This window comes from Nocardioides sp. J54, assembly GCF_000519005.1.
In the GTDB taxonomy this organism is placed as follows: Bacteria; Actinomycetota; Actinomycetes; order Propionibacteriales; family Nocardioidaceae; genus Nocardioides.
In genome coordinates, this window is sequence record NZ_JAER01000023.1 from 25732 (window position 1) to 39851 (window position 14120).

Consider the following 14120-nt stretch of genomic DNA (forward strand, 5'->3'; position numbering starts at 1 on the left):
ACGCGGGCAGCCAGCACCCATGGACGGTCTCGGGCTCCTTCGACGGGTCGACCCCCGTGCGGTCGACGACGACCCCTTCTGGTCGGCGGTGCGGCAGCGGCACCCCGACGTCGACCTCGTCCTGCTCCCGCCACCGGGCGCCGCCGGGGCCGCCGGGGGCGACCGGGGCGACGGGGCCGACAGGGCCGCCGGGGCTCGCGGCATCCCCGGCCCGGTGCTCGACGAGGTGGCTCGCGCGCTCGCCGACGCCTGGCGCGCGATCGCCCCGGTCGTCGCTGCGGCCGGCGCGGACGACCCGCCCTCCGTCGCCTGGCGCGGCCGGCCCGGCGGGCACGCCCTGGTCGTGCAGAAGGCGTTGCCCGGGACCGGCCTCGAGCGCGGGACCGCGGTGCTGCGCTCGGTCGCCGGCCGGCTGGGGGGCGACGGCTGGCTGCTGCGGCCCTCGAGCCGCGGTGAGGTCGCCGTCCTGGCCGCCCGGGGGCCCGCCGCGGAGCTGCGGGGCGAGGCCGGCCCCGGCGCGACCGTGCTCACCCTCGCCGGCCCCGTCCTGCCCGTGGGGCGTGAGGAGCGGGCGAGGGTGCGGGAGGAGGTGCGGTCGTGGCTGTGACCCTCGACGTCCCGCCCGGCGTCCTGTCCCGGGCGCGCGACGCCTGGGACGACGCCCACGACCAGCTGTCCGGCAGCGTCTCCCGCCTCGACGGCGTCGCGCCGGCGAAGCTGTCCGCCACCGTCACCGCGGCCGTCGCGACCTTCCTCGAGGTGTGGTCCGGCGAGGTGGCGGTGCTGTCGCGCCAGGCCTCGGCCAACGCCCTCGCGTTCGTCGACCTCGACGGAGACCTCGGCGCCAGCGACACGGCGGAGGCCGCGCGGCTCCGCTCGCTGCTGCCGTGGACCTACCACGCCGCACCGATCCAGGAGTCGTGAGATGGCCACCGTCACGATCCCGGCCCAGGTCCCTCCGCTACCGGTGATGACCTCGCTGCCTGCCGGTGCGGCGGACCTCGCGACCGACCTGCGCGCCGCGCTGGTCAACGTCAACGACGTCCAGGACTGGGCCTACCGGGCCTCGGCGGACGCCTTCCAGGGCGACGCTGCCGAGGCGTCCGAGCACGCGCTCACCCGCTTCGCCCGGCGCCTGGACACCTCCGAGGCTGCGCTCGAGCAGGCCGTGCTGGCGACCAGTCGCTTCGAGGACCGCCTGGTCGCCCTCCACACCCAGTGGCTGACGCTCGACGGCGACCGCACCGGGACCAACGCGGCGATCGACGACCTGCGCATCGCGGTCCAGGCAGCGACCGAGGCCGACGCCCCCGAGCTCCAGCGCCGCGCCGAGCGGCTGCAGGCGCGCGCCGCGCGGTTGCGGGCCGACATCGCGGACTGGGCTGTGCGGTACGACGAGGCGGAGGCCGACCTCGTCGCCGCGCTCGCCGCGGTCGACACCGTGCGCGAGGGCCGTGGTGCCGCCGGCGACCCGGGACGGGTCGACCCTGCCGCCGTGCTGGCGGGCATGCCCGCACGGCGGGTCCCCGCCAGGGTGGCGGCGTGGTGGCGCAGCCTGACGGCGGCGGAGCGGGCCGCCCTCGTCGCGGCGTACCCCGCCCTCATCGGCAACCTCGGCGGAGTCCCGGCCGACGCCCGCGACGCCGCCAACCGGGCCGCGGTCGGCGCCGACGTCGACGAGCTCACCGCCCGGCAGGACAAGGGGGAGCCGCTCACCGCCGCCGAGCGCGACCGGCTCGCCAACGCCGAGGCCGTCCAGGACGTCCTCGACGACTACCGGGAGCAGCTCGACCCGCTGACCGGCGAACCCCTGGCGCGGCTGACCCAGTACCAGCCCGACGAGCACACCGGCGACGGCGGCGTCGCACTCTTCCTCGGCGACCCCGACCACGCCGACCACGTGTCGGTCTACGTGCCCGGCACGCTGTCGGAGACCGGCAACCTCGACTCGACGATCAACAACGTCGACGCCCTCTACGACGCGGCCCACGACCGGGGCTCGGCCGCCGTCGGCTTCTGGCTCGACTACGACGCCCCCAGCATCGACGGCGTCTCGCCCGCGGAGGTCTGGGACCTCGCCAGCGTCGTGACGCCCGGCGAGGCGGCGGAGGGCGGTCGGGACCTCGCCGACTACCTCGACGGCCTGCGCGCCAGCGACGCCGGCGCGCCCGCACACCTCTCGCTGGTCGGGCACAGCTACGGCGCCACCACGTCGGCGCACGCCGCGCTCGACGGCGCACCGGTCGACGAGCTGGTGCTGCTCGGCAGCCCGGGCTCCCCGACCAGCACGGCCGACGCGCTGACCGGCGCCGAGGTCTGGGTCGGCTCGGCCGACCACGACCCGATCACGCTGCTCGGCTCCTCAGGCACCCTGCCCGGCCCGCTCGGCCACGACCCGGCCCAAGCGGCGTACGGCGGGCACCGCTTCGAGGTCGACGCCGGGTCCTACCGCGTGCAGGACCTGCTGGACAACCACTCGTCGTACTTCCAGGACGAGTCGCTCGACAACATCACCGACATCGTCACCGGCCGCGACCCGGACCTGGTCGAGGGCCGCCACCCCGGCGGCTACCAGGCCCTCGACGAGCTGCTGGTCGGCTCGAGCCTGACCAGCGGCGGGGAGTGGGTGTGGGGCGTGGGCGAGGACCTCGTCACCGGCGTCCGCGACTCCGTGGAGGGCCTCGGCGAGGGCCTGATGGGCCTGCCGGACCTGTTCCGGCCGGGGCGGTGACGACGAGGTGGGCAGGAAGCGCAGAGGAGTGAGGACGGACGGCATGGGCACGATCACGAGGGTGAAGCGGTTTCTCGGGGTGACCACCTCCGTGCTCGCGCTCGCGGCTGCGGTCGCGGGTTGCGGCGGCGACGGTGACGGCGACGGTGGGGGCGGGGGCGGCGGTGCCGGCGACGAGGAGGCCCGGGTCGCCGGGCTGGAGGCGGAGGTCGACGCGGCCCACGGTGTCGTGCGCGCCATCGCGGACGCGCTGGACGTCGAGCTCGAGGCCGGCACCCGCCGGTTCCGGGCCTGCGGCGAGTCCTTCGCCTACCACGGCGTGAAGGTCGACGAGCACCTGCGCTTCGGGCCGAGCCCGCTCGGCGCGGGGCCGGCGGTCGACGCCGCCGCTCGCGTGCTCGAGGAGGAGGGCTGGAGCGTCGAGCGTCCGGGGAACCCCTCGATCGTGCTCGGCACGCGCGGGCAGGTGCAGGTGCGGGTCGAGGGAGGCGCGGCGGTACAGGTGGGCGTCGGCAACCCCGACTGCGTCGACACCGGCCACGACGTCGCCCGGGAGTTCGGCGAGCGCGAGCGCGAGGACGTCACGTGGGAGGACGACCCGGCCGGCCCGTAGTGTCGGCCCGGTGTCCGACCTCGCCCCGGGCGTGCTGGCGCTGCTCGCCCTCGCCGCCCTCACCGCCGGCTTCGTCGACGCCGTCGTCGGGGGCGGGGGACTGGTGCAGCTGCCGGCCCTGCTGGTCGGGCTGCCCGGCGCCAGCCCGGTGCAGGTGCTGGCCACCAACAAGGTCGCGTCCATCTGCGGCACCGCAGCCGCCTCGGTCACCTACTACCGCCGGATCCGTCCGGACCCCCGCACGTTCGGCCCGTTGATGCTGCTCGCGCTCGCCGGGGCCTTCACCGGCGCGCTCGCGGCGTCCCGCATACCGCGCGAGGCGTTCGAGCCGATCGTGCTGGTCGCGCTCGTCGTGGTCGGCGCCTACGTGGTGCTGCGCCCGCGGCTGGGGGAGGAGGCCGAGCTCCGCTTCGCCGGCCACCGGCACCTCGCCGCGGCGATGGTCGTAGGCTTCGCCATCGGCCTGTACGACGGCGTGCTCGGTCCCGGCACCGGCAGCTTCTTCGTCTTCGCCCTGGTCGGCCTGATGGGCTACGACTTCCTCCAGGCCAGCGCGAAGGCGCGGCTCGCCAACTTCGCCACCAACCTCGGCGCGCTGCTCCTGTTCATCCCCACCGGCGCCGTCCTGTGGGACGTCGGGCTGGTGATGGGTGCGTGCAACCTCGTCGGCGGCCACCTCGGCGCCCGTACCGCCGTGGCCCGCGGCACCGGTTTCGTCCGCGCGTTCTTCATCGTCGTGGTCGGAGCCTTCGTGGTCCGGATCGGCGGCGGTGTGCTCGGCCTCTGGTGAGCCGCGCCGAGTCTCCCTAGGCTCGGGAGGGTGAGCATCCCCGTCGACCCCGCCGACCTGCACCAGGCCCTCGCCGACTTCGAGAGCGGCTACCTGCTGACCACCACGACCGGTGACGCGCCGCGGGTGAAGGTCGTGACCGTCGACCCCGTCGCGGGCGAGGACGGGACGCTGCGGATCGCAGGCCCCGGTCGGGGCACGCTGCGCAACCTCGACGCCAACGACGCGGTGACCGTCGTGCTGCCGCCCCGCGAGCGGCACGGCTACACCCTGCTCGTCGACGGCACCGCCCGCGTCGACGGTGACGACGTCGTGGTCACCGCCACCGGCGCCGTCCTGCACCGCCCGGCCGCCCACGCGGACGGCCCGGTGCCGCCCGACGGCTGCGGCCACGACTGCGCACCGGTGGGCGGATGACCACGCGGTCCCACCCCCGTTGGGTCACCGCCTTCCTCGACAGTGCCCCCGAGCACCACCAGCACGGCGTGGGGTTCTGGCAGGGCGCCACCGGCTACGCCCTCTCGCCGCCGCGCGGGGAGCACGAGGAGTTCGCGACCCTGCTCCCGCCCGACGGCGACGCCTTCCTGCGGGTGCAGCGGCTGCAGTCCGGACCGGACCGCGTCCACCTCGACCTGCACGTCGCCGACCCGCGGGCGGCCGCGGACGCCGCCGTGGTCGCCGGCGCCGTGGAGCTGGTCGACCGCGGCCACGTCGTGCTGGCCTCGCCCGGCGGGCTCGTCTTCTGCTTCGTCGACAGCCCGGCCTCGGTCCGCCCGTCCGCGACGGTGCACCCCGGCGGGTCCGCCGCGCGGGTCGACCAGGTCGCCATCGACGTCCCGCGGGCGTCGTACGACGCGGAGCTGGCGTTCTGGCGCACGCTGACCGGCTGGCGCGAGCACCAGTCCTCGATCGCCGCCCACTTCCGCTTCCTCCTGCCGCCGGACGGCCAGCCGCTCGGCCTGCTGCTCCAGCGCCTCGACGAGGAGGACGGACCGCTGCGCGCCCACCTCGACTGGGGCACCACGGACCGTGCGGCGGAGACCGAGCGCCACCTCGCCCTCGGGGCGCGGGTGCTCGCGGTCCACTCGCACTGGACCGTGCTCACCGACCCCGTGGGGCGGACCTACTGCCTCACGGACGCGGACCCGGGGTGAACCCCGGGAGGAACTCCTCCATGAGCGCGCGGAACGGCGCCTCCGCCTCGAGCTGGCTCAGCACGCCGACGCCGCCCAGCCAGGTGCGGTGGATGAGCACGTACGACGGTGGCAGGTTGAGCTTGATGCTCACCGTGTAGGCCGGGTCCCTCGGGTTGTTGATCCGCTGGAACTGCTCGCGCATCCACTCCCGGCTGAACCGGAACCGCTCGACGAGGGTGGGCTCGACGAACGGGGAGAGGTAGTCCATCAGCAGCTCCGGCTCGATCCGGATCCGCTCCTTGAGGAAGCCCTCCGAGCGCAGCGCCTCGATCAACCCGTCCCCGTCACCGGCCGCGCAGAGCGTGATCAGCCGCCCCATCGGCTCGGGCAGGCCGCGCTGGGGGAGCCGGGCCACGGCGCCGTAGTCGAGCACGCCCATCCGGCCCGGCGAGCCGTCCGCCTCGGGGATGACCCGGAAGTTCCCGGGGTGCGGGTCGGCGTGCAGCAGCCCGGTGCGTGCGGGACCGGAGAAGAGGAAGCGGGTGAACACCTCGCCGTAGTGGTCGCGCTCGGCCTGGCTGCCGCCGGCGATCACCGTCGCCAGCGAGCCGGCCGAGTCCAGCCACTCGGTGACCAGCACCCGTGGCCCGACCGCGACCACGTCCGGGACCACGATCAGGGGGTCGTCGCGGAAGGCGGCGGCGAACTCGCGCTGGGCCTGGGCCTCGAGCTCGTAGTCGAGCTCCTCGCGCGCCCGCGCCTGGACCTCCTCGACCAGCGGCTTCATGTCGACGCCCGGCACCAGCGGCCCGATCGCGCGGGCGGCGCGGGCCAGGGTGCGCAGGTCGGCCATCAGCGCCGCGCCGGCGTCGGGGTACTGCACCTTCACCGCGACCCGGCGCCCGTCGTGCCAGCGGCCCTCGTGGACCTGCCCGATCGACGCCGCTGCGGTGGGCGCGCCGTCGAGCCAGGTCAGGCGGTCGCGCCAGTCGTCGCCGAGGTCCTCGGCGAGGATGTCGCGCACGGTCTGGGTGGGCATCGGCGGTGCGGAGTCCTGCAGCTTCGTCAGGTGCTCGCGGTACGGCGCCGCCATCTCCTCCGGCAGCGCCGACTCCAGCACCGACAGCGCCTGGCCGAACTTCATCGCGCCGCCCTTGAGCTCGCCCAGCGTGCGGAACAGCTGCTCGGCGGTGCGCTGCTGGATCTCGCTCATCACCGCCTCGGCCGGGGCGCCGCCGAGGCGGCGACCGAAGCCGACGGCGGTGCGGCCGGCGTACCCGAGGGGGAGCGCGGCGAGGCGAGCGGTGCGAGCCGCCGCCTTGCGGGGAAGGTCGGCCATGCCGCCAGTCTGGCAGCGCCCGGCAAGGCGCGGCGCCGGTGCCGGCGCCGGGACGGTCGCCTGAGCGGCGCCGACTGCCTGCGGGGGCGCCGGGTACCACCCCGCCATGGCTGATGAGAACCGATTCGAAGCGATCCAGGCCGTCGTCGACCGCGTCACCTCGTGGCAGGACGGCGCCACCGAGGGCACCGTGGCCGAGGAGCTGCGCAAGGGGGCGACGGAGGCCGGTGTCGACCTCAGCGACGACGAGGTCGCGAAGCTGGCCGACGTGATCGAGGACAAGCACGCCGCCGTCGACGCCCGCGAGGTGCTCGCCGGCTGACGCCGGCGGTGTCTCTGGGCCTCGCGGTGTCGACGGGGCGAAGGTGACGTGAAGGTGACTGAGCGAGCGTGGTGCAGCGGGTCCGGTGGAGGTCGACGGGTGAGGGTGTGCCGGTCAGCGGTAGGCCTCGACCCGGACCTCGCCGGCCCGCTGCTCCTGCTGGTCGCGCACGCACTTGGCGAGCGCGAAGGTCGAGTTCACGAGGAACAGCGCGCCCAGGCAGAGGAAGGCGCGGATCCAGCCGTCGACCGGCAGGAAGTAGATGCCGCCGACCATGAACAGCAGGGCGGCGGCGAACGAGATGGCGGACTGCACGTAGAAGGCGTAGGTCGTCTTGATGTTCGTCATGCCGAGAAGCCTCGCCCGCAGGGCACCGGCCCGGCCTGAGTCGGACTACTCAACCCCGGCCGTGCGGGTTCCTGAGTACCGGTCCCGGCAGTGGGCCGGTCCCGCGCTCAGGCCTCCGGGAACGGAACGCCGGTGTTGGCGTGGCAGCGGTAGCCGTGCGGCACCTTGTGGAGGTACTGCTGGTGGTGCGGCTCGGCGTAGTAGTACGCACCGGCCGGCTCGATCTCGGTGGTGATCTCGCCGTAGCCGCGACGGGCGATCTCCTCGCCGTACACCCGGGTGAGCTCGCGGGCCGTGGCCTCCTGCTCGGGGGTGGTGAAGTAGATCGCCGAGCGGTACTGGGTGCCGACGTCGTTGCCCTGGCGCATGCCCTGGGTCGGGTCGTGGACCTCGAAGAACTTCCTCACCAGGTCGGCGTAGGAGACCTTCGTCGGGTCGAAGACGATGCGCACGGCCTCGGTGTGGCCGGTGCGCCCGCTGCAGACCTCCTCGTACGTCGGGTGCGGGGTCGTGCCGCCGGCGTAGCCGACCGACGTCGACCAGACGCCGGGGAGCTGCCAGTAGATCTCCTCGGCGCCCCAGAAGCAGCCGAGCCCGAAGACCGCGACCTCCATGCCGTCCGGGACCTCGTCGGTGACCAGCGGCGTGTGCAGGACCTCGTGCAGCGTCGGCAGGGCGAACGCGGGCGCGCTGCGGCCGGGCAGGGCCTCGGCGGGGTCGACCATCTCGGTCTTGCGGCGGGTGAACATGCCTCCATTGTCGCCCGTCGCGCAAGCCGTGCCCGTCGCCCGGATCGGCTCACCCGGGCTGCGCGGCGCCGTGCTCGGCGCACCAGGCGTCGCGCTTCGCCGGCCGGGCGGTGAACACGCTGCGGATCAGCTGGGCCTGCAGCGCGGAGTAGAGCTCGATCTCCTTCTGCACGAGCCTGCGGGCCGCGGGTGTGCGGGCGAGCGTCAGGGCCTCCGCGTGCCGCCAGACCATCTCGCGCCACCCGCGCATGACCACGCCGACGCCGATGTCGTCGAGGGTCCCGAGGTCGATGTCGTCGAAGGTCGGGTCGAAGCGGGCGGCCATCTCGGTGAAGACCGGGACGTAGAGGCTGTCGAGGCGGTCGTTGTAGCGGTTGTGGTCGGCCTTGTGGCTGCCGTCCGGCCCGGTCAGGCCGACCTCGGCGAGCACGTGCGGGAAGTCCCAGTTGATGTGGGCGTTCATCGCGAGCAGGAAGTTGCCCAGGCCGCTCACCGCGCGGTCGTCCTCGGCCTTCAGCGCGATCTGCCACGCCTTCGGCAGACCGGTGCGCTGGCCGGCCTCCCAGCGGGAGGTGGTGTCGAAGTACATCTCGGCGAACACCGCGTCCACGCGGTTGAGCCACGCCCGGTCCTCGAAGAAGCCGGAGCGGACGGCGTCGCGGACGTTCTCGGTCACCCGCAGGTAGGCCAGCGAGAACACCGCGCTGTGCGAGCAGGTCCCGACCAGCCGGTCGAGGCGCTCCTCCATCCGCACGACGACCTCGTCGATGCACTCGTCGCCGCCGCTGACGCACACGTCGCCCGGGTACGGCGTCGCCGGGATCGGCAACGGCGCCAGGAGGGCCACGAGGCCGTCGATCGGGGGCAGCAGCAGGCCACGCAGTGGGTCCGGGTCGCCGTCGTAGTCACCCGCCGAGGCCGGTGCGGCGGGCAGGGCGAGCACGGCGGCGGCGAGGGCGCTCGCGGCGACGGTGGCGAGGGCGCGGGTGATGCGGGTCACATCCCGGAAACGAGCGACTGCTCGCGTTGTCACGCGCACGCCGCTGGGGCGCCGGTCGCGCAGCCGGGCGGCCGACCGTGTGCCGAGGCCCCGCCGGCCCCCTCGCTACGCTCGCAGGGTGAGCGACAACCACACCCAGGCGCACACCGACCACCTCGACGGGGCGGGCTTCGAGACCCGGGCCATCCACGCCGGCTACGCGCCCGACCCGACCACCGGCGCGGTGATCCCACCCATCTACGCGACCTCGACCTACGCCCAGGACGGCGTCGGCGGGCTGCGCAACGGCTATGAGTACAGCCGGTCGGCCAACCCGACGCGCACCGCGCTGGAGTCGACCCTGGCGGCGCTCGAGGGCGGGGCACACGGTTTCGCGTTCGCCTCCGGCCTCGCCGCCGAGGACACGCTGCTGCGGGCGCTGTGCCGGCCCGGCGACCACGTGGTGCTGCCGAACGACGCCTACGGCGGCACCTTCCGACTCTTCGACAAGGTCGCGACGAACTGGGGCCTGGCCCACAGCCCGGCGCCGGTCAACGACCCCGACGCCGTGCGCGCCGCGATCCGCCCGGGCGAGACGAAGTTGGTGTGGCTCGAGACGCCGACCAACCCGCTGCTGTCGATCGGCGACATCGAGGCCCTGGCCGCCGTCGCCCACGACGCCGGGGCACGCCTCGTCGTCGACAACACCTTCGCGTCGTCGTACCTCCAGCAGCCGCTGGCGCTGGGCGCCGACGTGGTCGTGCACTCGACGACCAAGTACGCCGGCGGGCACTCCGACGTGGTCGGGGGAGCGCTCGTCGTCGACGACGACGAGCTCGCCGAGACGATCGGCTTCCACCAGAACTCGATCGGCGGCGTCGCCGGTCCCTTCGACTCCTGGCTGGTGCTGCGGGGACTCAAGACGCTGGCGCTGCGGATGGAGCGGCACAGCGACAACGCCGAGCGGGTCGTGGAGTTCCTCGCCGGCCACCCGGCCGTCGCCCAGGTGATCTACCCCGGCCTGGCCGAGCACCCGGGGCACGAGGTCGCGTCGCGGCAGATGCGCCGCTACGGCGGCATGGTGTCCTTCCGCGTGCGCGGCGGCGAGGAGCAGGCGCTCGCGATCTGCGCGGCCACGAAGGTGTTCACCCTCGGGGAGTCGCTGGGTGGTGTGGAGTCGCTGATCGAGCACCCGGGCCGGATGACCCACGCCAGCGTCGCCGGCACCGACCTCGAGGTGCCCGCCGACCTGGTCCGCCTCAGCGTCGGCATCGAGACCCCCGAGGACCTGCTCGCCGACCTGGAGCGAGCGCTCGGCGCGACCTCCTAGCGGCGCATCGCGACGACCGGTCGTCGTACCAGCGGTCGTCTAGGGTCGCGGTGTGAGCACCGACGGCCCGCAGGACGGCCCGAACGACGGCACTTCCGAGCCCGACGCCGCTGAGGACGCCGGGCAGGACCAGCGGGTCTCCGAGGAGGCCCGCGACGCCGCGCAGCAGGTCGTCGCCGACGACGAGCCGCCGCTCGGTCCGGACGAGGGCGTGCAGGAGGAGCGGCTGCTCCGGCGGTTCATCCACCAGTGGACCCTCGCCCGGGAGGAGCGCGAGGGACGCCGGCACGAGGTGCCGGCGATCATCGCGGGTCCGTCGAACCTGCGTCGCGCCGAGGTGCCCTACGGCCTCGACCTCGCGGCCGGATGGGCGTGGCGGCTGCTGCTCATCGCCGGCGCGGGCTACGTGCTGCTGTGGCTGGTCGGCTACTTCGCCGTGGTCACCGTGCCGATCGCGGTCGCGCTGCTGATCAGCGCGCTGGCGGCCCCCTTCGTGCAGGGCCTGGTCCGCCTGGGCCTGGCGCGCGGGATCGCCGCGCTGCTCATCGTGGTCCTCGGGTTCGTGGTCGTCGGCTCGCTGCTGACCTTCGCCGGCAACCAGGTGGCGGACGGGGCGCAGGACCTCGCCGACGGCGTGGTCGACGGGCTGCAGGAGGTCCGCGACTGGCTGCAGGAGGGGCCGGTCCAGGCCAGCGACTCGCAGATCAACGACTACATCAAGAGCGTCCAGGACCTGATCACCGAGCGCTCCAAGGACGGCGCGGTGCTCAGCCAGGTCGGGTCGGTCGGCGCCGCGGTCGGCCACGTGCTCGCCGGGTTCTTCATCTCGCTGTTCGCGACCTACTTCTTCCTCGCCGACGGCGAGCGGATCTGGTCGTGGCTGGTGCGGCTCGCGCCGCGCGCGGCGCGGGTGCGCGTGGACAGCTCGGGCCGCGTCGCGTGGATCTCGCTGGTCCAGTTCGTCCGGGCCACGGTCGTGGTCGCCCTCGTCGACGCCATCGGCATCATGATCGGCGCCGCGGCGCTCGGGGTGCCGTTCGTGCTCGCGATCGGCGTGCTGGTCTTCCTCGGGGCGTTCGTGCCGATGATCGGTGCCACCATCGCCGGCAGCGTCGCCGTGCTCGTCGCCCTCGTCGACCAGGGACCGGTCGACGCGCTGCTGATGATCGCGGTCGTCGTCGGCGTCCAGCAGGTCGAGGGCCACTTCCTGCAGCCCTTCCTGCTCGGCCGCTGGGTCTCGGTGCACCCGCTCGCGGTCATCCTCGCGATCGCCTGCGGTGTGCTGGTCGCGGGCATCGCCGGGGCGCTGGTCGCGGTGCCGATCGCCGCCGCCGCGAACGCGGTGGTGCTCCACCTCGCCGAGCTCGCCGAGATGCCCGAGCAGGAACCCGCGGGCGCACCCCCGGGAACGGCCGAGCCGCCCGACCCCGGGGGGACGGACGGCTCGGAGCAGTCGGCGGGCCGGCCGGCATGACCGGCCGGCGCGTCAGCCGACGTACGGCTTGGCGTCGAGGATGATCACCGTCTGGGTCTTGCCGTTGACCTCGTAGCTGACGGTCTCGCCCTTGGTGCGGCCGTTGATGGCCTGGCCCAGCGGCGACTGCGGCGAGTAGACGGTGAGGCCGTCGGGCTCGATCTCGCGGGCGCCGAGGAGGAAGGACTCCGCCTCGTCGTCGTCATCGCCCTCGAACTTGTAGGTCACCACCATGCCCGGCTCGACGACGCCGTCGTCCGGAGGCGTCTCGCCGATCTCGGCGCGGCGCAGCATGTCCTCCAGCTGGAGGATGCGCGCCTCGTTCTTGGCCTGCTCCTCGCGGGCGGCGTGGTAGCCGCCGTTCTCCTTGAGGTCGCCCTCGTCGCGCGCAGCACTGATCTCCGCGACGATCTCGGCGCGGCGGGGACCCTTGAGGTGCTCCAGCTCCGCCCGGAGCTTGTCGTAGGCGTCCTGGGTCAGCCAGACGGTGTTGGTGGCACCGGACTGGTCGGTCTGAGACATGAGTGAACTCCTGTGCTGCTCGTCGCATACCCGTTCGGGTACATGAACGTTCTAGTTTACCGGCTCGGCGGTCAGCGACCGACTTGAACGCACACATCCACAGGCGGGGCCACGTCGTCCCCGGGCCCGTGCGGCGGTGCCGGCGCCGAGGCTAGCGGTAGCGGGGCTGGCCCTCGGCCCGGCACCCGAGCCACTCGACGGTGGTGGCCCGACGCTCGGTGCGGACCTCGAAGCGGTGCACCGGTCCCTGGGACAGGTCCGGCGCGAAGGTGTCCTCCCCGACGACCGCCTTGTCGTGCGAGATCGCCCGCAGCGTGCACTCCGGGTCCTCGATGTCGTCGTCGGCCTCGATGCGCACCCGGATGGTCGCGTGGTGGTCGTCGACGACCTCGTGGCCGATCTCCTGCGAGGAGATCGTGGGGTCGGCGTGGAAGAAGGTGATCCAGGCCAGCAGGCCGGCCAGGACGACGACCACGAGACCCGCGACGGCGAGCGCGACAGCCCGGCGACCGGTAGGCGGCTCGCCGTACCGGTCGGCGAGGGAATCGTGGCTCGTGCTCACCGGTTCATCGTCCCACGATGGTTTTTTCTACGATGGGCGGCATGCCCTCCTCCCACGTCCCGGCCGTGGACCGCACCGGCCTGCGACTGATGCACGTCCACGCCCACCCCGACGACGAGTCGAGCAAGGGCGCGGCCTCCACGGCGCGGTACGTCGCCGAGGGCGCCGAGGTGCTCGTCGTGACCTGCACCGGCGGTGAGCGGGGCTCGATCCTCAACCCCAAGATGGACCGCCCGGACATCCTCGAGAACATCACCGAGGTGCGCCGCCAGGAGATGGAGCGCGCCCGCGACATCCTGGGGATCCACCAGGCGTGGCTGGGCTTCGTCGACTCCGGCTGGCCGGACGGCGACCCCAAGCCGCCGCTGCCCGAGGGCTGCTTCGGCCTCGTGCCGCTGGAGGAGGCGACCGAGCGGCTGGTGCGGCTGGTGCGCGAGTTCCGCCCGCACGTGATGACGACGTACGACGAGCGGGGCGGCTACCCGCACCCCGACCACATCCGCTGCCACGAGGTGAGCGTCGCGGCCTTCGAAGCGGCAGGCGACCCCGAGCGCTTCCCGGACGCGGGGGAGCCGTGGCAGCCGCTCAAGCTCTACTACCACCACTCGTTCAACCGCCCGCGGATGCAGGCGCTGCACGACGCGATGCTCGCCCACGGCCTGGAGTCGCCGTGGGAGGAGCGGCTCAGGGAGTGGAAGCCGGAGCCTGAGTGGGACGCCCGGATCACCACGAAGGTGCCGTGCGCGGAGTACTTCGGCGTGCGTGACCAGGCACTGCTCGCCCACGCGACGCAGATCGACCCCGACGGCTTCTGGTTCGCGGTGCCGCGCGAGCTGCAGGCCGAGGTCTGGCCGACGGAGGACTACGAGCTGGTCACCAGCCACGTGCCGTCCACGGTGCCCGAGGACGACCTGTTCGCGGGGGTCACCCCCGACGCCTGATCCCGGCGCCTGCGACACTGGACCCATGCACGCCCTCGCTGCCTCCGTGGTCAACGCGCTCGTCCTCGCCGAGGAGAAGGCGCCGGCCGACGAGGACGTCGTCGCGGGCTGGACGGCGTTCTGGATCTTCCTGGGCCTGATCGTCGCCGTGGCGGTCATCGGCTTCGCCCTGACCCGCAGCCTGCGCACCGCGCAGCGCGCCAAGGACCAGGGCGTGTACGGCGACCCGGTCGACTCCGACGCCGGGTCGGACTCCTCCGCGGACGACGCCTGATCCCGGCCTG

18 protein-coding genes are annotated in these 14120 nt (G+C 73.9%); 12 read left to right on the forward strand and 6 right to left on the reverse strand.

Annotated elements, in window-relative coordinates:
* The first annotated feature begins 19 nt into the window (after window positions 1-19).
* The 7 genes from NOCJ54_RS0114790 (at window position 20) to NOCJ54_RS0114820 (ending at window position 5288) form a co-directional block, all read left to right on the forward strand.
* Window positions 20-607 (forward strand): hypothetical protein, encoded by a 588-nt coding sequence (locus tag NOCJ54_RS0114790; protein WP_028656111.1) that lies wholly within the window; start codon window positions 20-22, stop codon window positions 605-607.
* Window positions 598-924 carry a hypothetical protein gene (locus tag NOCJ54_RS0114795; RefSeq protein WP_145724035.1) on the forward strand — a complete coding sequence of 109 codons (327 nt, stop codon included), beginning with the start codon at window positions 598-600 and terminating at the stop codon, window positions 922-924. Before NOCJ54_RS0114790 ends, NOCJ54_RS0114795 begins: the two co-directional genes overlap by 10 nt.
* A 1-nt stretch (window position 925) precedes the next feature.
* Complete coding sequence (locus NOCJ54_RS0114800) at window positions 926-2731, forward strand: alpha/beta hydrolase (protein ID WP_028656113.1); 1806 nt, start codon at window positions 926-928, stop codon at window positions 2729-2731.
* A 61-nt stretch (window positions 2732-2792) separates the two neighbouring features.
* Window positions 2793-3344 (forward strand): hypothetical protein, encoded by a 552-nt coding sequence (locus tag NOCJ54_RS0114805; protein WP_157514917.1) that lies wholly within the window; start codon window positions 2793-2795, stop codon window positions 3342-3344.
* 10 nt (window positions 3345-3354) lie between these two features.
* A complete protein-coding gene (locus NOCJ54_RS0114810; RefSeq protein ID WP_028656115.1) occupies window positions 3355-4134 on the forward strand; it encodes a TSUP family transporter in 780 nt (259 codons plus the stop codon).
* A 30-nt stretch (window positions 4135-4164) separates the two neighbouring features.
* The gene (locus NOCJ54_RS0114815; RefSeq protein WP_028656116.1) at window positions 4165-4551 is read left to right on the forward strand and encodes a hypothetical protein; all 387 of its coding nucleotides are present in this window, start codon (window positions 4165-4167) and stop codon (window positions 4549-4551) included.
* Window positions 4548-5288 carry a VOC family protein gene (locus tag NOCJ54_RS0114820; RefSeq protein WP_028656117.1) on the forward strand — a complete coding sequence of 247 codons (741 nt, stop codon included), beginning with the start codon at window positions 4548-4550 and terminating at the stop codon, window positions 5286-5288. The genes NOCJ54_RS0114815 and NOCJ54_RS0114820 overlap by 4 nt, the downstream gene beginning before the upstream one ends.
* Here the strand turns inward: NOCJ54_RS0114820 and NOCJ54_RS0114825 are convergent.
* Window positions 5266-6609, reverse strand: a complete 1344-nt coding sequence (locus NOCJ54_RS0114825; protein ID WP_028656118.1) for an ABC1 kinase family protein — start codon at window positions 6607-6609, stop codon at window positions 5266-5268. The genes NOCJ54_RS0114820 and NOCJ54_RS0114825 overlap by 23 nt on opposite strands.
* 106 nt (window positions 6610-6715) lie before the next feature.
* Between NOCJ54_RS0114825 and NOCJ54_RS0114830 the strand changes: the two genes are divergently transcribed.
* On the forward strand, window positions 6716-6931 hold the full coding sequence (locus NOCJ54_RS0114830) for a hypothetical protein (RefSeq protein WP_028656119.1): 216 nt from the start codon (window positions 6716-6718) through the stop codon (window positions 6929-6931).
* Between the two features lie 114 nt (window positions 6932-7045).
* Here NOCJ54_RS0114830 and NOCJ54_RS0114835 read toward each other — a convergent pair whose 3' ends face one another.
* From NOCJ54_RS0114835 to NOCJ54_RS0114845, 3 genes are all read right to left on the reverse strand, one after another.
* Window positions 7046-7279, reverse strand: coding sequence for a YiaA/YiaB family inner membrane protein (locus NOCJ54_RS0114835; protein WP_028656120.1), 234 nt, complete (start codon window positions 7277-7279; stop codon window positions 7046-7048).
* 107 nt (window positions 7280-7386) lie between these two features.
* Window positions 7387-8028 (reverse strand): peptide-methionine (S)-S-oxide reductase MsrA, encoded by a 642-nt coding sequence (gene msrA, locus NOCJ54_RS0114840; protein ID WP_028656121.1) that lies wholly within the window; start codon window positions 8026-8028, stop codon window positions 7387-7389.
* Window positions 8029-8077: 49 nt separating this feature from the next.
* A complete protein-coding gene (locus tag NOCJ54_RS0114845) occupies window positions 8078-9028 on the reverse strand; it encodes a DUF5995 family protein (RefSeq protein ID WP_232221798.1) in 951 nt (316 codons plus the stop codon).
* 118 nt (window positions 9029-9146) lie between these two features.
* On the opposite strand from NOCJ54_RS0114845, the gene NOCJ54_RS0114850 reads away from it, so the two are divergent.
* Window positions 9147-10337 (forward strand): cystathionine gamma-synthase, encoded by a 1191-nt coding sequence (locus tag NOCJ54_RS0114850; protein ID WP_051485883.1) that lies wholly within the window; start codon window positions 9147-9149, stop codon window positions 10335-10337.
* Window positions 10338-10389: 52 nt separating this feature from the next.
* The gene (locus NOCJ54_RS26025) at window positions 10390-11811 is read left to right on the forward strand and encodes an AI-2E family transporter (protein ID WP_232221799.1); all 1422 of its coding nucleotides are present in this window, start codon (window positions 10390-10392) and stop codon (window positions 11809-11811) included.
* A 12-nt stretch (window positions 11812-11823) separates the two neighbouring features.
* On the opposite strand, the gene greA is transcribed toward NOCJ54_RS26025, so the two are convergent.
* A complete protein-coding gene (gene greA / locus NOCJ54_RS0114860) occupies window positions 11824-12333 on the reverse strand; it encodes a transcription elongation factor GreA (RefSeq protein ID WP_028656124.1) in 510 nt (169 codons plus the stop codon).
* 151 nt (window positions 12334-12484) lie between these two features.
* Window positions 12485-12895 carry a DUF4307 domain-containing protein gene (locus NOCJ54_RS0114865; RefSeq protein ID WP_028656125.1) on the reverse strand — a complete coding sequence of 137 codons (411 nt, stop codon included), beginning with the start codon at window positions 12893-12895 and terminating at the stop codon, window positions 12485-12487.
* Between the two features lie 41 nt (window positions 12896-12936).
* Between NOCJ54_RS0114865 and mca the strand changes: the two genes are divergently transcribed.
* Window positions 12937-13836: a mycothiol conjugate amidase Mca gene (gene mca, locus NOCJ54_RS0114870; protein ID WP_051485888.1), complete on the forward strand. Its 900-nt coding sequence runs from the start codon at window positions 12937-12939 to the stop codon at window positions 13834-13836.
* 25 nt (window positions 13837-13861) lie between these two features.
* Window positions 13862-14110 (forward strand): hypothetical protein, encoded by a 249-nt coding sequence (locus NOCJ54_RS0114875; protein ID WP_028656127.1) that lies wholly within the window; start codon window positions 13862-13864, stop codon window positions 14108-14110.
* Window positions 14111-14120 lie beyond the last annotated feature (10 nt).